The sequence below is a fragment of the Caulobacter soli genome, from assembly GCF_011045195.1.
GTDB classification, from domain to species: domain Bacteria; phylum Pseudomonadota; class Alphaproteobacteria; order Caulobacterales; family Caulobacteraceae; genus Caulobacter; species Caulobacter soli.
In genome coordinates this window covers 2,135,943-2,160,337 of sequence record NZ_CP049199.1, presented here as the reverse complement: position 1 = coordinate 2,160,337, position 24,395 = coordinate 2,135,943, and the positions used below count along the sequence as shown (strand labels likewise).

Sequence of the window (24,395 nt, the reverse complement as noted above, 5' to 3'; positions counted from 1 at the left end):
TTCCCGATGATGGATGGCGTTCAGGCGTCGCGCGCCTGGGCATAGAGCCAAGCGGTGACGGCCAAGTCCTGCGCGGCGTGGCCGAGCGACTTGTAGACGGTGATCTGGTCCGCGCCTTGGCGACCCGGCGCATGGCTGGCCAACACCTCACCGATCTCGGCGGCGATGGCCTCGTCGCCGACTAGGCCCTGGGCCTTGGCGCGCAGGAACTCGCCGCCATGGACCAGCACATGCTCGCGATGATCGACGATGAAGCGGCCGGCCTGGACCAGCTCGCCATCGATCTCGGCGGCCATCGGCCCGCTGGAGCCGACCACGTTGACGTGGGTTCCCGGCGCGACCCAGGCCCCGTTCAGGATCGGGTCGACGGCGGCCGAGACGGTGCAGATGATCGCGGCGTCGGCGACGGCGGCCTGGACGTCGGACGCCGCCTCGACCTTCAGGCCGGTTCGCGTGGCCATGTCTTCGGCGAAGGCGCGCGTGCGCCCGGCGTCGCGACCCCAGACGGCCACCGAGGTCAGGGACCGCACTTGGGCTATGGCCTCGATATGGGCGGCGGCCTGGCGGCCGATCCCCAGGACCGCCAGGCGGTCGGCGTCGGGACGGGCCAGGGCGTCGGTCGCCACGGCGCTGGCGGCGGCGGTGCGGATGGCCGTGACCTCGCCGGCGTCGGCCACGCAGACCGGCGCGCCGCCAATCCCGTCGAACAGCACCACGACGCCTTCATGCGCCTTGCGCCCCTGGCCGTCGCCGAACACCGAGACCAGCTTGGCCCCGAACACCTGAGCGTCCAGCAAGGCGGCGGGCATGATCGCGAAGGTCTTGCCCGCATCGAGCGCGATGAAGCTGCGCAGGAGCTGGCGGACGCGGTCGCTGGACAGGGCGATCATCGCCTCGCGCACCGGGGCGATGGCCGTCGAAACGGTCAGCATGCGCCGCACGGCCGTCGCGTCGAGCACGATCAGGGAACGGTCTTTCAGCGCGCTCATCCCGACCTCATTCCTTGCAATGGCCGCCTGGCGCCAGCCTAGCCTGACCCGGGCGACTGATCTTTGTGATTTCCGCGTCCGGAGGAAAGACAGGCGCATAAGCCATGCGGCCGGCCCACCAGGCCAGCATGATCCTCGCGGCCAAGCCGCCCTTCGCGCCTTGAAAACGCACGGCGGAGAGGCGCCGAAGCGGCGCCTCGGCCCAACCGATAGGCGCCGACGGCCGACATCACGGAAAACTCACCTAACAGCTAACACTTGCGCATCCAAACGCCCGGCCACATGCTCAATGCAAAAAATGACGTGAGGAAACATAGGATATGTCATTCAAGCCAGACGCCATCGACCTCAAGATCCTCGAGGTCATGCAACGCGACGCATCGCTGTCGTCGTCGGAACTGGCCGAACGCGTGGGCCTGTCGCAGTCGCCCTGCTGGCGGCGCATCCAGCGCCTGCGCGAGGAAGGCTACATCAAGGCCGTCGTCGCCATCGTCGACCAGGAGAAGCTGGGCTTCACCATGCAGATCTTCGCCCAGGTGAAGATGACGACGCTGAACGACGAGGACCGCGAGAAATTCCACCGAGCCATCCGCAACACGCCGGAAATCCTGGAGTGCTGGACCGTGTTCGGCGAGATGGACTGCATGCTGAAGATCGTCGCTCCGGACGTGAAGTGGTACCAGGACTTCATCTTCCACGTCCTGCTGAAGCTGCCTGGCGTGGTCGACGTGCGCTCCATCGTCACCCTGACCGAAACCAAGAGCACCACCGCCGTACCGCTGAAGGCGCGCGGCTTCCGCTGATCGCGCATGGTCGATGCGCTCCGCGCGCCTGCACGAGATAGGCTATCCACGCGCGGTCCGGCGCGGGGCCGACAACGAACGGACTATTCCGCGCGGGTCGGCTAGCCTTTCGACTTGCCCGGCGCAGGCCGGTTCAGGAGACGTCCGTTGAAGTTCACCCGACGCGCCCTCGTCGCCGCCGCGGCCCTGTCGCCCACCCTGGCCCGGGCCGCCGACGCGCCCGCCAAGGCCCCGGCCGCCCCGTCGTCCGCCCTGCCCTCGACGCCGATCGCCCTGCCCGCCAAGGCCGCGTTCGCCAAGATGCCTGTGACCTATCTCGACTCCGGCGCCACCCACCCCATGCCGCTGGGCGCCAAGGCCGCCCTGGAGGAATACCTCCGCTACAAGACCCGCGACGGTTCCACGCCCGACTACAGCTACGGCGCCAAGGAGAAGCTGGCCGTCCAGACCTTCGCCGAGCTGGTCGGCGCCACGCCCGACGAGCTGTGCGTGATCCAGTCCACGACCATGGGCGAGAACCTGGTGCTCAAGGCCCTGGGCTTTCCGCAGGCCGGCGGCCGGATCGTCACCGACGCCCTGCACTTCTTCGGCTCGTTCTACACCTATGGGGAACTGGGCAAGGCCGGCATGGACGTGGTCACCTTGCGGATGACCCAGGACGGCCGCATCGACATGGACGAGATGGCCGCGGCCGTGAACGACAAGACCAAGCTGGTGTCGATCAGCCTGGTCTCGACGACCAACGGCTTCGAGCACGACCTGAAGGCCGTCTGCGACCTGGCCCATGCCCATGGCGCCTATGTCTATGCCGACATCGTCCACGCGGCCGGCGTCGTGCCCGTGGACCTGCGCGCCTCGGGCGTCGATTTCGCCGCCGCGTCTTCCTACAAATGGCTGATGGGCGATTTCGGCCTGGGCTTCCTCTATGTGCGCAAGGAGATCCAGGAGAAGATCGCGCGGCCCTGGTGGGGCTATGAGCAGGTCGCCAGCTTCCAGTCGCACGTCTTCCCCTACGATCCGCCGGGCTCGACCGTGGCTGATGCGGCCGGCGCGAACACGGCGACGGGTCGTTTTGGCGCGGGCACCACCGGCTGGACCGGCATGGTGCAGCTGTCCTACTCGCTGCCTTGGATCAAGGCCGTCGGCGTCGATCGCCTGCAGGCCCACCGCCAACCGCTCGCGCGGATGGTCCAGGACGACCTGCGCCGGCGCGGTTACGAGCCGCTGACTCCGCTCGACAGCCGCACCCAGCTGGTCGCCTTCGCCCTCAAGGACGCGCGCGCCAAGCTGAGCGAGCCGCTCAAGAAGGCCGGCGTGACCATCACCGTCTCGCAGAACCGCTTCCGCGTATCACTGGCCGCCTTCAACGACGCCAACGACATCGACCGCCTGCTGAGCGTACTGCCCAAGGCGCCGCCGGCCTGAGGCCGCGTCCCCCGGGGACGCGGCCCTCGCCGTCAGGGCTGACCGGCCGCCACGAAGGCCTTCAGCGCGGCGTTGAACTTGGCCAGGTTGTCGTCCCCGTCATAGACCCCGTGCGGTCCGTCGAAATAGACCGCCGTCAGCCGGTCGACGGGGATGCCCGCGTGGTCCAGCGTATAGCGCGCCGCGTAGGCGGGCGTGGTCAGGTCGTAGAGACCGGCCGCCCAGAACAGGCGCAGCTTCGGATCGGCCTTCATCGCCTCGCCCACCGCGTCGTTGACGTCGCCGCCGCCCTCGTAGTTCCAGGCCGAGTTCACGATGAAGTTCAGCGCGTAGTAGGGCTCCGCCGACTTGAACTTCAGGTCTTCGGTCAGGTAGCGGCCCAGGGCCGGATTGGGGATCGCGCCCAGACTGGCCGGATTGAACGACTTGTTGTCGACCGCCGGCGCGCCGGCCGCACGCTTGGGCATGACGCCCAGCGCGGGATCGTCGATCGACCCCTCCTGCCCGGGCTCCAGCGGCGCGGTCACGCGCACGTCCAGCAGGCCGGTGCGCAGGGTCTTGTCCTTGAGCAGGTTGAACATGAAGTCATTCTTGGACAGCCGCAGGTCCTTGGACTCGATCAGATCGACCGGCAGGCCGGTGAGCTCCGACATCCGTTCAGCGATGCGCCTGTGCTCGGCCGGCGGCAGGCTGGAACCCTGGATGAGCGCCTTGACGTAGTCGCCGCGCGCGAACTCCAGCGCCTCGTCGTACGCTTGCTGCACCGTGCGGCCCTTGCGGTCGACACGCTGGTGATACCAGGCGCCGGCGGCCATGGTCGGCAAGGCCGCGACATAGGGCATCTCCTTGCCCTTGGCGTCGCCGACCAGGGCGACCAGCGCGACGCCGTCGAAATGCAGGTTCGGCGCTTCCTTGAGGATCATGGCGGCGCGGGTCGTGCCGTAGCTCTCGCCGGTCATGTAGCGCGGCGAGGCCTCGCGCTTGTTGGCCTTCAGCCATTGCTCGATCGCCGAGGCGACGGCCTTGGCGTCGCCGGAGCGCGAGTACCAGGCCTTGGTGTCGGCGCCCGGGAACGGCCGGCTGAAGCCGGTGCCCACCGGATCGATGAACACCAGGTCGAAGGCGTCCAGCGGGCTGAAGGGGTTGTCGCGCGGCGGCGCGTCCTTGGGCGCATCGGCCGCCGCCTTCCGCATCGGCCCAAGGGCTCCCAGGTGCAGCGGCGACGAGGAGGCGCCAGGTCCGCCGTTATAGACGAACATCACCGGCCGCTTGGCCGCGTCCTTGACGTCTCGCGTATAGGCGATGGTGACGATGGACGCGCCCGGCTTGCCGTCCGCGCCAGCGACCACATAGTCGGCGACGGTGGCGGTGTAGGCGACGGCCTGGCCGTTGAAGACGCCCTTGTGCTTGGTGATGGCGACCTGCTGGACCGGCGCCGCGGCGGCGGGGGCGGATGGCGCGTCCGGCGTGGCGGCCAGGGCCGGGGCGGTGAACAGCAGGACGGCGGCGAGCGCGCAGGTGGTCGCGGTCTTCATGATCGAACGTGGTCTCCCCTTGCCCGGTCGCGCCGGGTACAGAAAGTCTAGTCGCCGCCAGCCACAATATCTTTGCAATCGGCGCTGCGGCGAGCCGATCCGGCGCGCAGTCTAGTCGCCAAGCCGTCGCGGAAGGCATCGTCTATGCGAGCTCCGCGCGCGCCGAGAGCGCACACATAACTTATTCGGGCTGCGGTCGCGTCACGCATAAGGCCAACGAATTTGAGGGTCGCGAACGGGCAGATCGCAAAGAAACTCCGGCCCATCGCCTTAGGCTTGTATCGCTGCTCATCGCGCGGCGCGCTCAAGGCCTCGGACACAGACTTGGATTTCGCCCCACCACCCGCGCCCGAAGGCCGGCCAGGCCAGGCCGAGCGCCTGTTCTCGGCCTCGACCTATTCCGATTGGGTGCGCGAGAGCATGCGCCTGCGGGCCGAGCATCCCACGACCATCGCCCTGTTCGAGAGCACGATCGACGAGCCGCTGCCGGCCCTGATGGAGGTGATCCGGTACGCCTTCTCGCTGAACGTCTCGCCGCGCTATGTCAGCGTGTTCGCCGGCGGCAACCGGTTCGCCATCGAGGCGCTGTCTCGCCGCTATGGCGTTGGCGTCGACCAGATCCTGACCACCACCGGCGCGACCAGCGCGCTTGGACTGGCGCTGAAGGCCCTGGTCGAGGACGACGATCACGTGCTGATCGAAAGTCCGGGCTTCGACCTGCTGGCCCGCGTGGCGCGCGATAGCCGGGCCCGCGTCGAAACCTTCGCCCGGCGGGCGCCGGACTTCGCCGTCGACCTGAACGACCTGGCGCGCAAGATCGGCCCCCGAACGCGCGCGATCGTGCTGACCAACCTGCACAACCCGTCCGGAGCCCTGACTTCCGACGCCGATCTCCTGAAGATCGCGGCCCTGGCCGACCAGGTCGGAGCGCGCGTCATCATCGACGAGGTCTACGCCGATTTCGCCCGGCCGAAATTGTCGCGATCAGCCGCCGGCCTGGCCGACAACATCATCACGGTCTCCAGCCTGACCAAGGTGTTCGGCCTCTTCAGCCTGAAGTTCGGCTGGATCTGCGCCTCGACAGGCGACATCGCACGGATCCAAGCCCGTTCGCCCGAGGGTGACATCGGCGTGTCCAAGCTGGCCCACGCGGTGGCCGCCCAGGTGCTGGAAGAATCCGATGTGTTCGACCTGCATTGGAAACGGCTCCTGACCGAAACCCGACCGGTCGCCGAGCGGCGTCTACGCGCCATGATCGCCGACGGCCTGCTGGAAGGTCCGATGCCCGCCTTCGGCAGCATGGCGTTCCCCAAGGTGGTCGGGGTCGACGACACGCTTGCCCTGGCCAAGGCTCTTTGGATCCGACACGACCTGCTGGTGGCTCCGGGTGAGTATTTCGGCCTCGCCGGGCACATTCGCCTCGGCTTCGGGTCCGAGCCGGCCGCGCTCGACCGGGCCCTGGCCCACCTGCACGACGCCTTGAGCGAAATGGCCCAGCGACGGCCGGCCTGATCATCCCGCCGCACTTTGAGCGCCTATCCAATCGGGCCCCAGGAATCGGACTGGAGTATGCGCAAATCCCTTCGGATGCGCTTCATATGAATAAATCCACCACCTGATACGGGTTAGTTTCTGCAGGTCGACGCCGATTGGCAAAGAGCGTCGCGCCAGCGCGCAGGACCCGGTCATGACCAGAGCAAAAGCCGCTTCATCGAAGACTCGCGGAGGTCTCCGGGCCAAGCCGGCCGTCGGACCGGTCGACAAGAGCGATCAACCCCGGATGCGCGAGCTCTATCAGGCGGCCATGGCGTCCCAGGGGCAGATCAGCGGGATGCTCGAAGACCTCGGCCTGACGGCACGGGTTCTGGGACACCGCCTTTCCATCCTGCGCAGCCTGGGCGTGGCCAGGACCGTGACCCTCCACGACCCACTGGCGCGCGGCGCCAAGCACCGCAGCACCACGTGGGTGCGGATGGCGTCGATGAGGCCAGAACACATCGACCAATTCGAGGGCGATCTGGTCGCCGATCACGCCGTGACAAGCGCCCAGCGTGTGACCGGCGGCTTCGATTACCGCCTGTCGACCCACCACCGCGACTGGGCCGAAGCCGCCAAATGGGCGCGCGCGTTGCGATGCCGTCCAGAAGTCGCTGAAGTCGAACAGATCGCCGTAAGGCACGTGTTTGGCAACGACCTCCCCGGCCTTGTTCTCCACCCGAAGGCTTGAAGGCCGAGACGGTCTCTCACCCTGGAGCCTCGCGTGGCCCTGCGGCGGCGGCTCATGCCCGGCTGATCCAGCGGGCGAACAATTGCGGCCAGAGCTCCGTCGGTTCGCCGGGGCGACCGACCCCGAACGCGTGCTGCCCCACCTCGAAGACATGGCCTTCGCAGCGTGTTTTGGCGGCGCGCAGAGCGACCAGCATTTCGAGGCTGTTTTCGACGGAGACGGTCGTGTCGTCGACGGCGTGGGCGACGAAGCATGGCGGGGTCGTGTCGGAGACGCGCGACGCCGGCGAACGCCGGGCCATCGCCGCCACCGATGGCTGGCCGCCCAGCAATTGATCGCGGGAGCGCGCATGAACGTTAGGACCGCTCATCGCGATCACCGGGTAGATCAGCCCGGCGAACGCCGGGCGAGCGCTCCGCCGATCGGCCGCGTCGATCGGCGCATAGACCGGCTCGGCATGGTCCGTCGCCAGCGTCGCCGCCAGGTGCCCGCCGGCCGAGAAGCCGAGGACGCCGACGCCCTCGGGCCGGATCCCGTAGGCCGCCGCGCGCGTCCGGATAAGCCGCATCGCGCGCTGCGCGTCCTGCAGCGGCACGTCGGCGCGATTGTCCCATCCTTCCCCAGGCAGCCGATAGCTGAGCACGAAGACGGTCACGTCCATGGCGTTGAAGACCCGCGCGACATCGACGCCTTCGTTGGCCGCCGAAACGGCCATGTAGGCCCCGCCCGGACAGACCAGCAGGGCCTGGCCGTTCGGGCGATCAGGCCGAAACACGTTCAGGGTGGGCTTCGCCGTGCCCCGCAGGAAATTCGGCGGCCAGTCCGGCGGCAGCACGGGCGTCACGCCGCCGCGCCATCCCGGCGGATCGCCCGGCCAAAGCGGGATGACGTCCTTCGGCGGCCAGACGCCGGACCAGTCCGCCGGACCGCGCGGATCGCTCGCGGCGCCCGCCCGCGCGCCTCCCGCCGCCAGCAGCGACAGCGCCGCGCCTGCGCCGAACGCCCGCCGGTTCAAGCCGACCTCCTGGCCGCTCATCGCCGAGGCTCGGCCTGGACCAGCGCCGCCGTGAACAGCGGGTCCATCCGTTCATAGCCCGCGCGAGACGGATGCACCCCGTCCCCGCCGAGCTCCGGCTTCAATCCGCCCTCCGGATCAGCGAGCACGGGATAGTAGTCGACGAAGGTCAGGCCCCGCTCGACGGCATAGGCCCGGAGCCAGACGTTCCAGGCGCGGATCCGCTCGGCGGGACGCACTCCGGGTCGTGAGTAGAACGCCTTGGCGGGCGGGATACTGGCCAAGATGACCTTGATCCCGTGCGCCTGGGCGAGGTCGACCATCGCCTTTATGTTGTTCTGAAACTGCTCGTCGCGGGTGGGGCCGGTGTTGCCGGCGATGTCATTCGTGCCGGCCATGATGTGGACGACGCGCGGACGCAGGGCGATCACGTCCTGATAGAACCGCAACACCATTTGCGGGCTGGTCTGGCCACTGATTCCCCGGTCGACGACGCCATCGACGAACAGGCTGGGATCACGCTGTTTCCAATTTTCGGTGATCGAGTCGCCGATCAACACCACGCGCGGACGCGCGCCGGCCAGGGCGGGATTCTCGTCCCGATAGCGACACAGATAGGCCCAGTCATTGGCCTGCAGAATCTGGAGGTAGCGATTGTAGGTCTCGCGGTCCTGCGCGGTGGGCGTCGGCGGCTCTCCGCGCACGGCCCTGTACTTGACCAGCACCTCGGGCGTCGCCGGACAGGGCTCGCTCACGGTCAGCGGGCGTTCCGCGCCAGCCTGTCCCTCCTGCGCCCAGACGGCGCCGAGCGGTGTGAACCAGAACGGCGCCGACAGCGCCAACCCGACGGCCTGGCGGCGACGCCTGGACAGTGGCCGGCCGGGATTGGTCGATCGCATTTGTCACCTCCGACGTCGTTCGATGCGAGCGGCGATAGCAGGGCACCGCGACCGATACGTGACAGATGTGCGATTTAATATCGCCTTATTATGGCGCGTTCATACATACTGCACACGGATGTACGATTCATTGGACACTTCGGAAAACACGGCGGCCGTCCGGGCGCCGGGGTTGCGAAGCCCGCCGACCTGATCGTAAAGGCTTTCCGGTTCGACCATGATGGACCCGCGATGACCCCCCGCCCCGACGCAGACATCCAGCCCGTTCTGCAGGCGGCCATGACGCTGGTCGCGGCGAGCGGCCTCCGGGGCCTGAGCCTGCGCCCCCTGGCCGAACAAATGGGAACGACCGTCTCGGCCCTTTCGCACCGGTTCGGCCTCAAGGACGATCTGGTCGCCGCTCTGATCGACGCCGCGCGCGACCAGGACGGCCGGTTCCTGGACGCTTGGCTGGCGCGAGCCCGGGCGATGGCGCCGCTGGACGGGACGTTGCTGGCCGATCTGGCGGACGCGATCCTCGAGGACATGGCCGGCCCACACGCCGCGCGCACCCAATTCTATTGCGAGCTGTTGCTGGGCGCGCCGTCGCGCCCCGAGATCGCCGCTCCCCTCGCCGCCTGGCGGGACCGGCGGCTTTCGTTCTGGCGGGCCCTGGCCGGATCGTCGGACCCCGTGGATCTCGGCGGCGCCCTGCACGCCTTCAGCACGGATGAAGCGGCCCACGGCCTGGCGATCGGGGACCTCGCCGCCTATCGCTGGCTGCGTCGCCTGAACCTGCGCCGCCTGTGCGGCGGCGTGGTTCCCGCCGCGGGCGCGTCGGACCTGCGCGAGTTCGCCGTGTTTCACGCCACGCTGGGCGAATTGATGGACGGCCCGGACGGCTACCAGCCGCCGCAGCTCAGCGAATGGCAAGCCAACGTGGCCGGCGACATCGCCAAGCTGATCATCACCGAGGGGACCGACATGGTCACCCACCGGGCCATCGCCGCGCGCGCCGGGGTGGCCAGTTCGACGCTGGCCTATCATTTCCCACGCCAGGAGGACCTGCTGAAGGCGGGCCTGGAGGACATCATCGCCCGGTTGCACGGACGCGTGTACCGGCCGCCCCAGAGCGTCAGCGAGGCCGACGAGGATCTCAGCAGCGTCGAGATCGCCCGCGCGACCTTCGCCGTGGCCCTGGCGGCGACCAGGATCCCCACCCTCAAGGCCTGCGCCGCCGACATGCGTCGTCGCCGGGGCGAGAACTACCTCTTCATCCTGAACCGCCAGGTGACCGGCCCCTCGCCCTTCGACCTGCTGTCGGCCCAGATGCTGTCGATCACCGGCATCGGCCAGATGATCCTGGACGGACTGCTCGAAGGCGGGCCGGGCGCGATCGACTTCACCCTGGTGGACCAGCTGCGGGCCATCGCGCTCCACTCCCGTTGAAGGTCACGCATCAAATCGCACAAGCGTACGCGATCGGATTATTTCGGCCGAAATACCGGGAATATTACTCGCACAACCGTCACGTAGCCGTCATCACGTGATGCTAATCGCCCTTTGCCAACTTATGGCTAGGGGATTTTGACCAATGACTTCGACGCGCCGCCTTCGTTTCGGGCTGCTCCTGACCGCCGGCGTGAGCAGCCTGACCTTCGCACAAGCGTATGCCCAGGCCCCGGCGAGCGCCGACGCGCCGCGCCAGACCGATGAGCTCGAGGCCATCGTGGTGACGGCCCAGCGCCGCAGCGAAAACCTGCAGGACGTGCCGGTCGCGATCACCTCGGTCAGCGGCAAGGCGCTGGAGGCCTCCAACTTCCAGTCGGTGACCGACCTGCAGTACGTCGTCCCGGGCGTGCAGTTCGACGCGACCAACGGCGCGGCGTTCCAGATCCGCGGCGTGGGCAGCACCTCGTTCGACTATTCCAACGAGAAGTCGGTCAGCCTGGTGGTCGACGACGTCGTCATGGACGCCCAGCGCGACAACGGCCTGACCGGCCTAACCGACGTCCAGCAGATCGACGTGCTGATGGGCCCGCAAGGCACGCTGTTCGGCAAGAACGCCACCTCGGGCGTGATCTCGATCGCCACCGTCAAGCCGGTGCTGGGCGAGTGGTCGGCCAAGGCCAGCGCCAGCTATGGCCAGCGCGAGGACCGCAACACCAACCTGGTCGTCAACGCCCCGCTGGGCGACAAGGCGGCCCTGCGCGTCTCGGCCTTCAGCCAGGGCCAGGAGGGCTATGGCGACTACACCACGCTCCGCCAGCCGCTGAATTCGTTCAAGGAATACGGCTATCGCGCCAAGCTGCTGCTGGAGCCGATCGAAGGCCTTGAAGTGCTCTACACCAACGACTTCGAGCACCACTGGGACAACTTCATCCGCACCTCGGTGTCGGGCGGCAACGCCACCGTCACCGCCCTGCAGCTCGCCCACGGCGTGACGCCGGGCCTGGAGAACGACGACGACGCCGACTCCGGCATGGGCGTAACGCGCACCAAGACCCAGGGTCATGCGCTGCGGGTCCAGTACCATCTCGGCCGCGACACCCTGACCTCGATCACCGCCTATCGCGAGACCGACTATCACGGCGAGGCCAACGCCAATCTGGTCCCCTCCAACGAGTTCGCCTTCCTGCCCTACAACACCGGCGAGCTGCACACCGAGAAGGTCAGCCAGGAACTGCGCTGGGCCTCGCCGACCGGCGGCTTCGTCGAATATCTGGGCGGGCTGTTCTACGACCGGCTGATCGCTCGCTCGACCCAGCTGCAGTGGGCCACCCTGGGCGCGCCGCTGGTCTCGCCGACCGGCGTCAAGCTGACCAATTTCTACACCCTGACCAGCCCGATCGGCGTCAGCAACGCCAACGCCTCGCTGTTCAAGACCCAGAACACCACGGTCGCCGCCTTCGGCCAGCTGAAGTTCAACATCACCCCCCGGGCCAGCCTCGCCGTCAGCGGCCGCTACACCGAGGACAACAACGGCCAGTCGCTGGACTACATCTGGATCGACCCGCTGCCGATCACCGGCGTCAAGGCCACCTTCACCCCCACCTCGGCCAAGCCGTTCAAGCAGAGCGGCCGCGTCAAGGACCATAACTTCTCGTACCGCGTGGCCGGCCAGTACAAGCTGACCGACGACGCCATGGCCTACGTGACCTATTCCACCGGCTACAAGCCGGGCGGCGTGGCCGTGGTCGGCAATCAGTACGCGCCCTATGCCGACGAGACGGTCAAGGCCCTCGAAGCCGGGATCAAGTCGGAGCTGTTCCAGCACCGCGTGCGCCTGAACGCCGACGTCTTCAGCTCGCGTTTCACCGACTTCCAGGCCTCGGTCCTGACCAACATCCCGGGCAACCCGATCCCGCAGATCGCCATCGGCAACGCCGGCGAGCTGAAGAGCCAGGGCGTGGAAACGACCCTGGCCTGGCGGATCAATGAGGCCTTCACCCTGAACGGCGGCGTGACCTACGCCGACGCCCACTTCGTCGACTACCAGTACAACGCCACCACCAACTACGGCGGCACGGCCCTGACCCAGGCCCCGAAGTGGTCGAGCTCGTTCAGCCTGGCCTACGACCACGAGGTCGGGGCCAACATGCGCCTGAGGGGCAACCTCGACTACGCCTGGCGCAGCAAGAGCTGGGCCCAGCTGGGCCAGCCGGCCAATACCGAGCTGCCGGCCTTCGGCCTGCTGAACGGCCGCGTCAGCCTGTCGCCGGTCGACAGCACGCTGGAAGTGGGCCTCTACGGCCGCAACCTGCTCGACAAGTACTATTCGGCCGGCCTGCAGCAGTACAGCACGCTGAGCCTCGTCCACTACACGGTCCGCGACGCTCACCGCACCGTCGGCGTCTTCGCCAAATACGCCTTCTGATCCCCCGCGCGGACGCCGCTCCCTCGGCTTGATTGTCCGCGCGCCTGTCCCGCCCGCGCCTTGAAGGCCGGGCGGGACCTTTTCCCTTTTCCAGGAACCTCCGCATGTCCCGGCTCCACGTCTCGCTCGCCGCCCTGTTGGCCTTGAGCGCCGCTCCGGCCTTCGCCGAAGAAGCCGCCAACCTCAGCCCCGACCTGAAGGTCAACCAGCTGCAGGTGCTGGGCACCCACAACAGCTACGCCATGCCGGTCGACAAGCGCCTGCTGACCATCGTCGATCCGATCCTGGGCCGCGTGACGAGCCAGCTGGCCACCAAGCTGCCGCCGCAGGAGTGGGCGCTGTTTCGCGAGGAGCACCCCAATGACGTCATCGTCAGCGACGGCCTGAGCTACGACCACCCCGACCTGACGACCCAGCTGAACGAGGGCATGCGCAGCCTGGAGATCGACGTCAATCCGGACCCCAAGGGCGGCAACTTCGCCGATCCCGCCGGCTATCGCGCGCTGCGCGCCCAGGGCGTCGGCGACCTCCTGCCCTTCGACGCCAAGGTCATGAGCCAGCCGGGCTACAAGGTGCTGCACATCCCCGACATCGACTTCCGCAGCCACTGTCCGACGCTGAAGCAGTGCCTGACCCAGGTGCGCGACTGGTCGGACGCCCATCCCGACCACGTGCCGCTGTTCCTGGTGCTGGAAGCCAAGGTCTCGGACCTGCCCGTCTTCCCCAACCCGACCTACACCGTGCCGTTCACCCCGGCGCTGTTCGACGACCTGGACCAGGAGATCCTGTCGGTCCTGGACCGCCGTCGCCTGATCACCCCCGACGACGTGCGCGGCGCCTATCCCACCCTGAACGCGGCGATCCGGGCCGGCGCCTGGCCGACGCTGAAGGCGGCGCGCGGCAAGATCATGATCCTGATGATCACCGCCACCGGCGAGGCCGCCACTCAGGGCTATCTGGACGGCCACCCCTCGCTGAAGGGCCGCGTCGCCTTCCTGCGCGCCGAGCCGGGCCAGGACCACGCCGCCTTCCTGATGTTCGACAACGCCCTGGTCCGCCAGACGCAGATCCAGGACTACGTCCGCCAGGGCTATATCGTTCGGGCCCGGTCGGACATCGAGACCTTTGAGGCCAAGACCAACGACATGACCCGCGCCGACGCCGCCTTCGCCAGCGGCGCCCAGGTGGTGTCGACCGACTTCGAGCATCCGGGCAACGCCTACGGCACGCCCTATGTCGTTCGCCTGCCCGGCGGCGGTGTGGCGCGGCTCAACCCGTTGAACGCCCCGGGTTCTCGCTGACCGCGGGACCAGGGATCCAGATGGGCCGTCACATCCCCGCCTTGGATCGGCGAAGACGATCAGGACCGGCTTCAATGCAGGAAGTATCCCCCTCGCCCGCCGAGGTCGCGCTCCGTTCGGAGGATCGTGATAGCCCAGGCGACGACCAGGAGGCCGTCTTCGTGCCTGGCCCGTGTCGCCAGACTAAGCAGCTCGCGTTCGATCAGCTCCAGACCGGCCTTGTCGAGAACCGCCACCATCTCGCCAATCAGCAACGCCGAAGCCAGTTCATGGCATTCATCCTGCGTCATGGCGGCGCCGCCACGGACAAGCTCTCCAGCGAGGGCGCCCCTGAAAACGCTCTCGCGCCCTTCTCGCGCGAGGTAGAGACCAGCCCTGTGCGAACGAAGAATGCTCTGAAATCAGCGTCGGTGTGAAATCCGCCATCGACATGGCCTTCATTCGCGCCCCGGCCCCTCAAGACCTTCCCCGCATTGTGTCGGCGCGGACACCTCTAGATTGGATACTCATTTCCCACCCGCACGGCGTCCAAACGGTATCCCAGGCTATAGACGGGAGAAATCCGATAACCTCGCTCCGGCGTCAGGGCCAGCTTCTGCCGGATTCTCGAAATATGGGCATCCAATGTTCTGGTGGGCAGATTTGGGTCTCGCCCCCAGACCGATTCCAGAAGGAACGCTCGCGACAGAGGTTGCGACATCCTCTTGAACATCGTTAACGCCAAATGGAATTCCTTCGAGGTCAGATTAAACTCGACTCCATTTCGAATGATGGATTCCGTGGATTTAATGAAACGAAATCCATCATAGATCTCGTCATCATTCGATATCGAGCTGTTCATTCTACGTGTCATCGCGTTGACGCGAGACATCATGGCCTTCGTGGTGAAGGGCTTGCACATGACGTCATCCGCGCCGACGTCCAGGATCGCGGAGACCTCGGTCTCGGTCGAACTCTCGGTTAACGCTAACACCAAAACCCACGATCTCGCCTCGTGTCTGACCCAATCGATCAGGTCCAGTCCTGGGACGCCCGAGAAATCGATGTCGATAATCGTGAGGTCGAACGCGTTCCAGCTCAGATGACGGACAAAATCGCGCCCGTTGTCGAAGAGATGACAAAAATGACCACTCTCCGAAAGCGTGTCCGCAACCAAGCGCGCCCAAGAAGGATCACTTTCAACTACCCCGACCCGCACGTTCCCCTCCCCCAACTCAAAATACAGGAATAATTCGAAATAGAATTCCCATTTTTTGAGAATTCTCAGGAACAGATTAGAATATCCATTCCTATTTACGACTATCGCAAACAATGAACGCAGACCTCACCTGCAACCTCAAGAAGCAATGACTCGTTGTTACGTTTGTTTGCAATCCTTGACTCATGGATTCTCGCGCAGAATTTCGTCCCGCTCACTTTTCTCGTGAGGCGAAGAAACTCGGATTCCGTATACTGGCTACCGATCGCCTCCTGTCGGTGCGTGGTCGACGTGACGATCCAAGGTCTCCACGGCTGGAACGGCGACGCCGTGCGCGCCAAGGACGCGGGACACGCTTCTCAAGGTTGAGACCGTCGCCCAGGCCAGGAGCCCAAAGGCGAGCCACGCCAGGATCGCCAGGGTGAACATGTTGAAGATGAGCACGCGCCGCCACCAAGGCGGTTGGCGCCTGCCTGTGTCGTCGAGCGGCCTGGCCTCTTTCGCATTCGGAAATTGCAGCAGCTCGAAGTGACGTTGCGACGATCGCTCAGGCGCTCGCATGAAGCCTCCGATTCCTGTCATCCGTACCCAGACGGTCGAGACGCCGCGCCCAGGTTTCGAAACGAACCTGCTCGGCCCCAAACGCTGAAAGGCTGACCGCCCCACGCAACGACCTCAGGACCCGATGATCAGCGTGGTGCGCCGGTTCAGGGGCTCCTTGACCCCGTCGGCGGTCGGCACGGCGGGATCGCTTTCGCCCACGGCCTCAGCGCGGATCCGGCCGGCGGGCACGCCCAGCGCCACCAGCGCATCCAGCACCGCGCGGGAGCGCCGTTCGGAGAGCGCCAGATTGTAGGCCGCGTCGCCGGAAGTATCGGTATGGCTCACAAGCGCGATGCTCGACGGCCCCGTCGATGCGGCCTCGGCCGCCGCCCTGAGCACCTGCTCGCCGGGCGCCGACACGTCGCTGCCGTCGAACGCGAAATAGACGACGAAGCTCCGTTCGGGCGGCGACGTGGGTCGCGGCTCGGGAGGCGCATAGACCGGCGCGGGCGGATCGTTCCTGACCATCGCCACGGGCGCGCGATCCAGGTCCGCGCATTGCTGGCCCTTCCACCAGGCTCCGTCGATGCGCATGTGCGCGTCGTAGCGGATCTGGAACTGGCAGGTGATGTGCTCGTCGCCGGCGCCGGTGTAGAAGTTCAGGATGTAGTTCCAGCGGTGAACGCCGAACACGCCCTCGTGGAAGTGGGGAACACCCAGCAGCAGATAGACCTGATCCTTGGTCATGCCCGGCGCGATCATCCGAAGATTGGCGCGGTTGGGGAACACACCTTGCTTCAGCGTCGCGTGGCTGATGTCCGGGAACGAGACGCTCGGATCCGCCACGGCCCGGAAGGCCGGATCGGCGGCGAAGGCCGTGGCGTGGGCGGCGACCGTGGCGGCCAGCCCTAGAACGAGTCTTTTGATCATGGCGGATGTCCTGATGTTGGAAGCTGACGGACGCGCCCCGCCTTAGAGGCGCGTCCGTCCTGGTCGCGTAGGGCGCGGGATCGGCAAAGGTGGAGGGTGACCGAACCCGGATGGGGGCCCCGCGCGACTAGAAGGCCCAGCCCGCGCCGGCGCTGACGCCGCCCTTGTTCTGGGAGTTGTAGGCAGCCCCCGCCTTGAAGACGAAACGGCCGTTGTCCGAAGATTTGGAGATCCCGAAGGCGATCGCGCTCTCGCCGCCCCAGGTGCCGATCCCCGCCCCGATGATCCCCTGGCCCGGCGTGAAGGCTTGCGGGATCGCCGAGACGGCCATCGCCGCGGCCGTGCCCGCGTCGGCCCGCCGGACCGCGTTGTTGAGATCCTCGCGCACCGACCCGACCGCCTGGCCGAAGGCGAAGAGCTGCGAGCCGTTGATCGCGTCGGTCGAGGTGGCGCTCACGCGACCGGCCGCGACGTTGGTGATCGTCCGCTCGGAGCCGGAGCTGCCCACGCTGACCGTGCTGGTCGGCGCCGTGCCGGCGTAGGCGTAGGTCTTGCCGCCGACGGTCACGCCCGTGGTGGCCACCGCCTTGTCGGTGGTGCTGCCAGCGCCCAGGGCCACGTCGTTGACGTTGTTGGCGCTCGCCCCGCTGCCGATCGAGACCGAGCTGGCGCCGATCGAGGTCGAGGTCGGTCCGATCGCCACGCTGTCGATCCCCGTGGCCACGGAGTCGGCCGCGGTGCTGTTGGCGTGGAAGTACTTGGTGCCGGTGGTGTAGACGTTCTGGATGTTCTGGTTGGTGGCGAAGAGTTGGCTGCCGTTGACCGCATCGGTCGAGGTGTTGGAGATCACCCCGGGACCGACATTATGCAGGTTCACCGGACCCGCGCCTGCCCCGACCAGGGTCAGGTCCTGCGAGGCGATCCCGCCGTTGGGCGTGGTCGGCGTCGCGGCGTTGGAATACTGCACCGGCCCCGCTCCGCCCGACGTCAGATTGGTGATCGCCTGGTTGGTGGCGAACAGCTGGCTGCCGTTGACCGCGTCGGTGGAGGCCGCGTCGAGACGACCGGCCGCGACATTGGTGATCGTCCGCTCCGCCCCGGCCGAGCCCACGCTGACGGTGCTGGTCGGATTGGCGCCCGCGAAGGCGTAGGTCGTGCCGTTGATCGTCGTGCCGGAGGTGCCGACCGCCGCGGCGGTCGTCGAGCCGGCGCCCAGGGCCACGTCGCCGGCGTTGTTGGCCGAGGCCCCGGCGCCCAAGGCCATACCGCCCTGAGCCTGGGCCTGGGATCCGTGGCCCATGGCGATGCTGTCGTTTCCGGTCGCCGTCGCGGTCGGACCCACGGCGACGGAGTTGGTTCCGACGGCGCTGCTGTCGGCCTCGGTCGAGTTGGCGTGGAAGTACTTGATGCCCCCGCCATTGTTGATCGTGCTGATCGCTTGGTTGGTGGCGTAGAGCTGGCTGCCGTTGACCGCGTCCGTCGAGGTCGCCGAGACCTGGCCCGCCGCCACGTTCTGCAGCTGCCGCTCGTTGCCGACCGAGCCGAAGCTGACCGCGCTGGTGGGCGCGCCGCCGGCATAGGCGTAGGTCACGCCGTTGATCGTGCCCGAAGCGGTTTGCGTCACCGCCGAGGTCACCGAGCCGGAGCCCAGGGCCACGTCGCCGGCGTTGCCGGCCGTCGTATTGGCCCCCATGGCCACCGCGCCGGCCCCGCTGGCCGAAGCCCCGGCGCCCGCCGCGACCGAGTCGATCCCCGTCGCGCCATCATTGCTGTAGTTGGCCTGCTGCACGCCGCCGTCGTTGACGCTGTAGTAGTGCGTCAGCTGACCGTTGATGGTCTGGATCGCCGAATTGGTGGCGAACAGCTGGCTGCCGTTGATCGCATCAGTGCTGGTGTCGCTGATCCGGCCGGCGGCCAGGTTGGTGATCTGCCGTTCGAAACCGGCCGAACCGATGCTGACCACGCTGGTCGGCGCGATGCCCGCGAAGTTGTAGGAGACACCGTTGATCACCGTGCTGGCGGTCGGGCTGGCCGCGCCGTCGACCGAGCCACCACCGAGGGCGACACCGCCAATCGTCGTCGCCGTGGCGGTGGAACCCAGCGCCAGCGAGCCTGCTCCAGACGCGGTGGCCAGGAAGCCGGACGCCGTGCTGAAGTCGCCCGTCGCGGCGGCCTGCCGTCCGACAGCGGCCGAGAACTTGCCCGACGCGATCGACTGGGATCCCAGGGCCGTCGCGGCTTCGCCGGTCGACTGAGACCGAACACCCAGGGCCGCCGCTTCTCCCAGGCCGCTGGCGACCGCTTCCGCGCCGATAGCGATGCCGCCATCCGCCGAGGCGATCGGGCCGCTGCCACCGGCGGATGATCCGATGGCGATGCTGGAGAAGCCGGTCGCCTGCGCGGACGCGCCGATGGCCACCGCCTTACCCCCGCCGGCCGAACCATCCGCAACGGCGTTGCGGCCGATGGCGACGCTGTCATCGCCAACACCCTGCGCGCCGATACCAGCGGCCAGGGCGCCGTTTCCGGTCGCGCCGTCATTGGTGTAGTTGGCCTGCTGCACCCCGCCGTCGTTGACGCTGTAGTAGTGCGTCAGTTGACCGGTGACGTTCTGGATCGCCGAGTTGGTGGCGAACAGCTGCGAGCCGTTGATTGCATCGGTCGACGTCCCGCTGATCCGGCCGGCGGCGACATTGGTGATCTGCCGCTCGAAGCCGCCCGAGCCCACGCTGACCACGCTGGTCGGCGTCGCCCCGGCAAAGGCGTAGGTGACGCCGTTGATCGTACCCGAGGCGGTCGGATTGGCCGCCGCCGTTTCCGATCCCGTACCCAGCGCGACCGCGCCGACATTGGTGGCCCGCGACGAGGAGCCGATCGCCACCGCGCCGAGCGCATTGGCCGTGCTGAGCGAACCCAGCGCGAGGCTGCGCTCACCCGACGCGACGGCCGCGGAGCCGTAAGCGGAGGAGAGCAAACCAGACGCCAGCGTATCGAGCGTACTGGTCGTCAAGCCGGTGAAGCCGACGCCCGGGACATATGGATCGGTGCGTGGAACGCCATTCACCATGTAGATGCGGCTCCCCGTGGCCGTCGCGTAATTGCCGGTGGCGATGGCGTTGCTGCCCACCGCGGTCGCAGCCGTGCCGGTCGCGACCGAATTGGCGCCGAGCGCGCTGGCCCGCAGATTGCCGGCGTCGGCCAGGCGGCCGATACCGACCGCATAGTCGTTGGTCGCCGTCGCGCTTTGACCCAGGGCGACGGTCGAGAAGGCGTTGGACGTGGTCGCGTCGCCGATGGCGACGGCGCCGTTACCCGCCGAATTCGACGCAAAGCCGATCGCGATCCCCAATCGCACGGAAGCGCTGCCGCCAATGGCGATGGTGTTCTGCGCGATCGACTGTGCGCCTTGGCCGATCGCCACCAATCCGCCGTTGCTGGCGTTGGCGAACACGCCAAGAGCCACGCTATTGACCGTGGCGGCGTTAGCGTTGAGCCCGCCCGCAAAACTATTCTGTGCGGAGGCGGTCGCCCCCTGTCCGAGCGCCACCGCGCTGCCCCCCGCCGCACTGGCCCCGATACCCCCAGCCAGCGCGTTCAGTCCGGTCGCACCGTCATTGTTGTAGTTGGGTCCCTGCACCCCGCCGTCGTTGACGCTGTAGTAGTGCGTCAGCTGGCCAGTGACGTCCTGGATCGCCGAGTTGGTGGCGAACAGCTGGCTGCCGTTGATCGCGTCCGTGGACGCCGCGGAAACCCGGCCGGCGGCGACGTTGGTGATCTGCCGCTCGGCGCCCGTGCTACCGATGCTGACCACGCTGGTCGGATTGGCGCCGGCATAGGCGTAGGTCACGCCGTTGATCACGCCCGAGGCGGTCGGACTGGCCGCGCCCTCGACCGAGTTCTTGCCCAGCGCCACGCCGCCCGCGAGCGTCGCGACGGCGCCATCGCCCAGCGCCGTGCCGCCCGCGCCCGCCGAGGCCGCCGCGCCGAGCGCCACGGAATTGGTGGCGCTGGCGCCCGTACCGATGGCGATCGTATCGAGACCGGAACTGACCGTGTTCTTGCCGATCGCGACCGCGCCCGCGGCCGAGGCCGTCGCCGACGTGCCGAGCGCGATGCTATCGTCGCCAGAGGCGGTCGCCGCCTTGCCCGTGGCGACCGCGGCGACGCCCGACCCCTTCGATTGGCCGCCGATGGCGATGGCGTCATCGGCGCTGGCGATCGCGCCCGCGACGCCATTGACGCCCAGCGCCGTGGCGCCCACCCCCGTCGCCTGCGCACCGAGGACGACCGGCGTGTAGAAATCGTACCGGCCGCCACCGATCGCGGTGGCGTAGTCGGCATTGGCGTTGGTCAGCGCGCCGACCGCGGTCGAAGCATAGGTTCCGCTCGCATTCGAGAGCGTGCCGACGGCCAGGGTGTTCTGTCCGCTGGCGAGGGCCTCACGCCCCAGCGCGATCGATTGGAACCCGGTAGCCTTAGCTGCGCCGCCGATGCCTACGGCGCTGTCACCGGCCACGCTTGACGCACCGATCGTGACCGCGGCGCCGCCGCTGACCGTCGACGCATTTTGCCCGATGGCGACCGACGCGCCGAATTGCCCAGCGGAAACCGCGTTCGCACCGATCGCGATATTACCGTTCGCGTTGTTGCTGAGCGCCTGGGCGTTGAGGCCAAGCGCAATACCGCCGCCATTGTGCAACCCGTCGTTGGTGTAATTTTCCGAAACCAGCGCGCCATGACCGATCGCGGTGTCATTGGTTCCGCTCGCCTGAGCCGCGACGCCCATGGCGATCGCGTTGCCACCGAGCAGACCCAGGGTTTGTGAGCCGCTCCCCATCACCAAGTCGCCCGAGCCCCGGGCGATGACATTCACCCCGCCCGCGATCGCGTTCGCGCCCAACGCGCCGTCGTTGTTGTAGTTGGCCTGCTGCACGCCGGCGTCGTTGACGCTGTAGTAATGCGTGAGATCGTCGGCGACCGCCTGGAGCTGGCGGACATTGACGGCGTCGGTCGCCTGCGTGCCGCCCGCGACGTTGGTGATCTGGCGCTCGAGCCCGGCCGAGCCGACGGAAACCGCGCCCCTGAAGGAATTGACCGCCGCGTTGGAGAAGAGCTCCGTGCCGCCGAGCATTCCGACCCGGTCCGCCACCGACCCCTGGCCGAGCGCGACCGAGGCTTCCGCCACATTGGCTGTGGCCTGAGAGCCGATCGCGACGGAGAAATCCTTCGCCCCCGCGTACTGCCCCAAGGACACGCCGCCTTCCTCGGCCGCGCTGTCCTGGCCGATCGCGATCGTGCCGCTCCAGTCCGAAGAGTTCGCGCGCTGGCCGATGGCGATACCGCCCGCCCGGCCGCCATAGGCCCTGTCGCCAATGGCGACGCCGCCGGAGGTGTAGGTGCTGTTGCCGATCGCGACCGCGCCCTGGCCGATGGCCTGGTTGGCGTTGCCGATGGCGACCGCGCCGACCGTCTGGTTCGTCGCGTCCGCCGCGGCCCTGCCGTCGCTGTTGGCGATGTTGTCGGCGCCGCCCGTGAACACGCCCGTACCGCTGGCGTAGCTGGGATCGCCGATCGACACCGCGCCGTCGCCGAAGGCCGTGTTGCCGACGCCGATCGACACCGACTTGCCGCCCTTGGCGACCGCGGACCTGCCAACGGCGACAGCGCCGTCGGAGCTGGCGCTCGATGCGGCGCCAATGGCGACTGTATCGGTGAACGTTGTCTGCGTGGTCGACAGATTGGCGCCGTCACCGATCGCGACGTTGGAGTTGCCCTGGGCGAGCTGCAGCGCGCCGACGCCCATCGCGACATTGCGGTCGCCGACCACATTGCGCAGGGCGCCCGGGCCGACGCCGGTGTTGAGATCGCCGGTGCTGGCAAGGCCGGCGCCTTCGCCAATCGAAGTGTTGTTGCCCCCGCTCTGCTGGCGGCCCGCATCCATTCCGACGAAGGTCGATCCGCCCGTCGAAGCCGAGCCGACGCCCGCCAGCGAACCGATCGAGACGTCGCGCGCACCGGTCGCCACCGCTTGATCGCCCGCCGCGAGCGAGCCATCGGCAAGCGCCTGAGCGCCGACGCCGAGCGCGGTGCTATTCCCGCCGGTCGCGCTCGAATAAGCGCCCACCGCGGTGCTTGAGACGCCGGTCGCGGTCGTCCCATAGGTACCCAGCGCGACGGCCTGCAGGGCGGTCGCCTGGCTGTAGGCGCCCACCGCCGTCGAACCCGGACCCGACGCGGCGGCCTTGTAGGCCAAGGCCGTCGAATCCTGTCCGGTCGCCTGGCTTTCCTCGCCGAACGCCGACGTGGCCCGAGCCGTGGCCTTCGCCAGGCCGCCGACCGCCGTCGCCCACTGGTCGCCCGAGGCGACCGCGGTGGCGCCGATCGCGACGTTGTTGCCGCCCGAGGCGACCGAGGTCTTGCCGATCGCGACCGTGTTCGCCACGGCCGAGAGCGCGCCCGCGGATCCCGCGCCGGCGTTCGTGCCGAGCACCACATTGTCCGCGCCGGTCATGAACTGGCCGGCGCCGTCGCCGATGAAGACGCCCCGCTGGCCGGTGGCGACATTGGCCCCGGTTTCGTTGTTGCCGATCCGAACGCTGGCCTGCTGATTGACGGGCGTGCAGGGGGCGACGATCCCGCCGATCGTCACGCCCGATCCGGCCTCGCAGATGCCGACGCTGCCGCCCTCGCCCTTGATGACCACCATATTCTGAGCGTGAGCCGGGTTGGCGGCCCCCAATCCGATCGCCATGAGCGCGCCGATCGCCGCGCTGGAAATCACCGGGGCCAGGGTCGCTGTGCTGGTCGCGTCCGGACCAATACTTGCCGTCCGCCCACACCACTTGGTGAGGCGTCCGCCTCTGAACTCACGGCCGTAGACGGTCTCTGCGCGTTTCGGTTCGATGATCTTGCTCATGACGCCTTCTTTCCGGGCTTCCGGGAACCGGCGGCGCTGGAGTGCCCCGTCGGGTCGAACGCGGTCGTGAAGGAAGGCGCGAGTTCGCGAAGTCGCGGCCGAGCAGCGGTAAAGCCCTCAGCAATCGTGACTTTTTGCTGATCTTCTCGATCAGCCTGCCCCTGCGTCATGGATATGCATGAATGCAATATCCGCCCTCTCCAACAGATAACCCCGTTCTATATTTGGGACGTTAGCTGCCAATCGGCGGATTTAGGTGTGACCTTTTGTGACTTCACAAAAGTATACAAGTATAAACTATCATTACATCGAAATGTAACAATACTAAACAATTCACTTCTCTTCGATGGACACAGCGATCTCTGCAAGAATTTCCACGGCGCCCGAGGGGAAGATGATCGCCCCTCGGCTGTTCGCTCGATCTAGGCAGGAAGAGTGACGCCTTACGGCGCGCCTTGAAAAAGCCACGAGCAGGTCAAGACGCCCTGCCCGCAAGATTTTCCAGAAGAAAATCGAGGATTTGGGCCGCCGCCGCGCCATCCGGGAATCACCGGAACAACAAGGCGCGCTCCCCATGACCGCCGCTCGCCACGCCAGGGAATATTGGCAGCCGCGCACAGCGCCTAAGCTCGAAAATCACTCAATATTCCGACCAGAATAGCGAGTACAACGAAGGCACGTTGCAATAGTTTACAACAAATCATCTCCGGATTTGGCACTAAGTCAGAACATCAACATGCGAATTCATCCGAAACCGG

Annotated in this window: 15 protein-coding genes; 7 read left to right on the top strand and 8 right to left on the bottom strand. The window is 67.4% G+C overall.

The features are described 5' to 3' along the window. Nucleotides 1-20: 20 nt before the first annotated feature. Nucleotides 21-989 carry an ornithine cyclodeaminase family protein gene (locus G3M62_RS10195; protein WP_205691983.1) on the bottom strand — a complete coding sequence of 323 codons (969 nt, stop codon included), beginning with the start codon at nt 987-989 and terminating at the stop codon, nt 21-23. 320 nt (nt 990-1,309) lie between these two features. Between G3M62_RS10195 and G3M62_RS10190 the strand changes: the two genes are divergently transcribed. Both G3M62_RS10190 and G3M62_RS10185 read left to right on the top strand, forming a co-directional pair. After that, nucleotides 1,310-1,792, top strand: coding sequence for an Lrp/AsnC family transcriptional regulator (locus G3M62_RS10190; protein ID WP_165186719.1), 483 nt, complete (start codon nt 1,310-1,312; stop codon nt 1,790-1,792). A gap of 147 nt (nt 1,793-1,939) precedes the next feature. Continuing rightward, complete coding sequence (locus tag G3M62_RS10185; protein WP_205691982.1) at nt 1,940-3,217, top strand: aminotransferase class V-fold PLP-dependent enzyme; 1,278 nt, start codon at nt 1,940-1,942, stop codon at nt 3,215-3,217. Between the two features lie 32 nt (nt 3,218-3,249). Here G3M62_RS10185 and G3M62_RS10180 read toward each other — a convergent pair whose 3' ends face one another. Next, nucleotides 3,250-4,752: a S10 family peptidase gene (locus tag G3M62_RS10180; protein ID WP_165186717.1), complete on the bottom strand. Its 1,503-nt coding sequence runs from the start codon at nt 4,750-4,752 to the stop codon at nt 3,250-3,252. Between the two features lie 324 nt (nt 4,753-5,076). Between G3M62_RS10180 and G3M62_RS10175 the strand changes: the two genes are divergently transcribed. Together G3M62_RS10175 and G3M62_RS10170 are read left to right on the top strand one after the other, a co-directional pair. Next, nucleotides 5,077-6,264, top strand: coding sequence for a pyridoxal phosphate-dependent aminotransferase (locus G3M62_RS10175; RefSeq protein WP_165186715.1), 1,188 nt, complete (start codon nt 5,077-5,079; stop codon nt 6,262-6,264). Nucleotides 6,265-6,439: 175 nt separating this feature from the next. Next, nucleotides 6,440-6,979, top strand: coding sequence for a hypothetical protein (locus G3M62_RS10170; RefSeq protein WP_165186714.1), 540 nt, complete (start codon nt 6,440-6,442; stop codon nt 6,977-6,979). A 52-nt stretch (nt 6,980-7,031) separates the two neighbouring features. Here the strand turns inward: G3M62_RS10170 and G3M62_RS10165 are convergent, their stop codons facing one another. Both G3M62_RS10165 and G3M62_RS10160 read right to left on the bottom strand, forming a co-directional pair. Next, on the bottom strand, nt 7,032-8,015 hold the full coding sequence (locus G3M62_RS10165) for an alpha/beta hydrolase (protein WP_165186712.1): 984 nt from the start codon (nt 8,013-8,015) through the stop codon (nt 7,032-7,034). Next, a complete protein-coding gene (locus G3M62_RS10160) occupies nt 8,012-8,836 on the bottom strand; it encodes an SGNH/GDSL hydrolase family protein (RefSeq protein ID WP_205691981.1) in 825 nt (274 codons plus the stop codon). Before G3M62_RS10160 ends, G3M62_RS10165 begins: the two co-directional genes overlap by 4 nt. A 288-nt stretch (nt 8,837-9,124) precedes the next feature. Here G3M62_RS10160 and G3M62_RS10155 point away from each other — a divergent pair, with 288 nt between their 5' ends. From G3M62_RS10155 to G3M62_RS10145, 3 genes are all read left to right on the top strand, one after another. Then, nucleotides 9,125-10,321 (top strand): TetR family transcriptional regulator, encoded by a 1,197-nt coding sequence (locus G3M62_RS10155; RefSeq protein ID WP_165186708.1) that lies wholly within the window; start codon nt 9,125-9,127, stop codon nt 10,319-10,321. A 145-nt stretch (nt 10,322-10,466) separates the two neighbouring features. Then, nucleotides 10,467-12,749, top strand: a complete 2,283-nt coding sequence (locus tag G3M62_RS10150; RefSeq protein ID WP_165186706.1) for a TonB-dependent receptor — start codon at nt 10,467-10,469, stop codon at nt 12,747-12,749. 104 nt (nt 12,750-12,853) lie between these two features. Then, nucleotides 12,854-14,050, top strand: a complete 1,197-nt coding sequence (locus G3M62_RS10145) for a Ca2+-dependent phosphoinositide-specific phospholipase C (protein WP_165186705.1) — start codon at nt 12,854-12,856, stop codon at nt 14,048-14,050. Between the two features lie 71 nt (nt 14,051-14,121). On the opposite strand, the gene G3M62_RS10140 is transcribed toward G3M62_RS10145, so the two are convergent. From G3M62_RS10140 to G3M62_RS10125, 4 genes are all read right to left on the bottom strand, one after another. Then, entirely contained in the window at nt 14,122-14,340 is a 219-nt protein-coding gene (locus tag G3M62_RS10140) for a hypothetical protein (protein ID WP_165186703.1), read from the bottom strand. Nucleotides 14,341-14,543: 203 nt separating this feature from the next. Further along, nucleotides 14,544-15,248 carry a response regulator transcription factor gene (locus tag G3M62_RS10135; RefSeq protein WP_165186701.1) on the bottom strand — a complete coding sequence of 235 codons (705 nt, stop codon included), beginning with the start codon at nt 15,246-15,248 and terminating at the stop codon, nt 14,544-14,546. Nucleotides 15,249-15,923: 675 nt separating this feature from the next. Continuing rightward, on the bottom strand, nt 15,924-16,721 hold the full coding sequence (locus G3M62_RS10130) for an OmpA family protein (protein ID WP_165186700.1): 798 nt from the start codon (nt 16,719-16,721) through the stop codon (nt 15,924-15,926). Between the two features lie 127 nt (nt 16,722-16,848). Continuing rightward, the gene (locus G3M62_RS10125) at nt 16,849-23,637 is read right to left on the bottom strand and encodes a hypothetical protein (RefSeq protein ID WP_165186698.1); all 6,789 of its coding nucleotides are present in this window, start codon (nt 23,635-23,637) and stop codon (nt 16,849-16,851) included. Nucleotides 23,638-24,395: the final 758 nt, after the last annotated feature.